This is a genomic window from Mesotoga sp. HF07.pep.5.2.highcov (assembly GCF_003666285.1).
Taxonomy (GTDB): Bacteria; Thermotogota; Thermotogae; order Petrotogales; family Kosmotogaceae; genus Mesotoga; species Mesotoga prima.
The window spans coordinates 1-1,926 of record NZ_JFHJ01000639.1; the positions used below are offsets into that span (position 1 = coordinate 1).

2 protein-coding genes and 1 pseudogene are annotated in these 1,926 nt (G+C 44.9%); all 3 read left to right on the forward strand.

What is annotated here, in order from left to right; translation table 11 throughout:
• Positions 1–507, forward strand: a pseudogene (locus BG32_RS13680) (galactokinase); the annotation flags it as partial.
• A 73-nt stretch (positions 508–580) separates the two neighbouring features.
• Positions 581–1,582, forward strand: a complete 1,002-nt coding sequence (locus BG32_RS13685) for a Gfo/Idh/MocA family protein (RefSeq protein WP_006487120.1) — start codon at positions 581–583, stop codon at positions 1,580–1,582.
• 7 nt (positions 1,583–1,589) lie between these two features.
• The coding region (locus BG32_RS13690) for a PLP-dependent transferase (protein WP_147435065.1) at positions 1,590–1,926 on the forward strand (337 nt) is incomplete at its 3' end.

Sequence of the window (1,926 nt, forward strand, 5' to 3'; positions counted from 1 at the left end):
AGTGGTAACTACAATACTCGAAGGGCCGAAGCAAATAAGGCTCTCGAAATACTCGGGAAGAACAGTTATCGAGAGGTCTCCATGATTGATCTCTTCCCTAACAGAGGTAAACTTGGTGATCTATACTACAGAAGAGCGCTACATGTTGTTTCTGAGAATATGAGGGTTCTAGAGGCCATGAAGATGATGTCGAACTCGAATTTCGAGAATCTCGGCCGAATATTGATTCAGTCCCACGAATCACTGGCTCTTGATTATGAGGTAACTTGCGAAGAGACTGATTTTATCGTTGACACTCTACGAGAAATTGGAGGTGTCTCCGGTGCAAGAATGATAGGAGCAGGATTCGGCGGTTCGGTACTCGCTTTATGTGAAAAGATTGAGATGAAAAAAATAGTTGAAGTCATGAAAATCAGATACAAAGAGAGATTTGGAATTGATCTCGACTCTTATGAAGTAAGACCGTCAGATGGAGCGAGAGAAGTGGATGCCACCTTCCCGCTTTAATATGTGTTTGGACAGTCGGGCAGAGAGTACTATTCCATCCGTCTCTTTGTAGTTCTTTCTAAGGAGGAGTTGCATGAAAGTCAATTTGGGTATTGTGGGTGCCGGAATAGCATCTAGGGAGCTCCATCTGCCCGCGTTGAGAAGACTGACCGAGTTATTCAAGATTACGGCCGTGAACAGCAGGACTAGAAGAAAGGCTGAGGAATTTGCCAAAATAGCTGGTGGCGATGTTGAGGTCTTTGATTCGTATGAAGAAATGCTGAATTCTGATGTTGTGGACGCTGTTGTGCTTGCAGTTCCAATTGCCTTGAATCCACAAATGATTGAGGCGGCAAGAAAGGCAAACAAGCCGGTTATCTGTGAGAAGCCAGTAGCAGCCACTACTAAGGAAGCCATCCGATTGTTGCATCTTCCAGGTAATACTCCCATTTATATAGCGGAGAATTACAGGCACATCGAGGTTTACAGAAAGGCCGAAATACTTATCAAGGAGGGAAGACTTGGCAAGCCTCTGGCATTCAGCTGGTTGAAGTGGGTAGATTTCGGGCAGGACAACAAATACGTTCAGACTAAGTGGAGGCAGACGCCTCAGCACATCGGTGGATTCATCTCTGATGGAGGGGTACATGATGTGGCCGCGCTTCGCAAAATTCTTGGTAACGTTGAGGAAGTAAGCGGCTTTTCGGAGAAGAATTTCGACTATCTTGGTGCTGAAAACTCCGCGGTCTTCAATATGACTCTGGGTTCCAATGTGATTGGTAACTATTCCGTCGTCTATGGCGCCCCCGCTTCTCTAAATAGATTTGAAATAGTCTGCACAGAAGGAATAGTCCAAGTTGACAAAGACGAAGCTACTCTTGAGATATATTCCAGCGACAGGGAGAAACTCTTTCTTAATAAAACAGATGGTTTTGCCGAAGAGTTTACTGATTTTCACAGGGTGTTAGAGGGTCAGATTAACTCTCTGGGATCAGTTGAAGAGGCAGTTATGGATCTTGCCACCATAGAAGCGGGACTCATTTCCGCAAAAGAGAAGAGAGTTGTAAGAGTTGACTCTTTGCTAAACGAAAGCTGAGATATATATGCGGGGATTCAACACAAGAGCAATTCACGCTGGTGAAGAGAAAAAGATAAACGATGCGGTTAGCACACCCATCTTTCAAACATCTAACTTCTTGGCAGATGACGTGAAGTACATGGACGAAAGCTCGGAAGTTCTTTACACAAGGGTTGGAAATCCCTCTATTGGAGTCGTAGAAAGAAAGCTATCGGATCTGTTCGGCGGAACTGGCGGCGTCTTCTTCTCATCTGGAATGGGTGCCATAACTACTGTTTTTCTGTCCATTCTCAAATCCGGAATGAACCTGGTGATCTCGAGAAATATCTATGGAGGAACGCAAAGCCTTATCTCCGATCTGC

Coding starts and splice junctions, on each gene's coding strand:
- BG32_RS13685 (WP_006487120.1), top strand. CDS start 581: ATGAAAGTCAATTTGGGTATTGTGGGTGCCGGAATAGCATCTAGGGAG.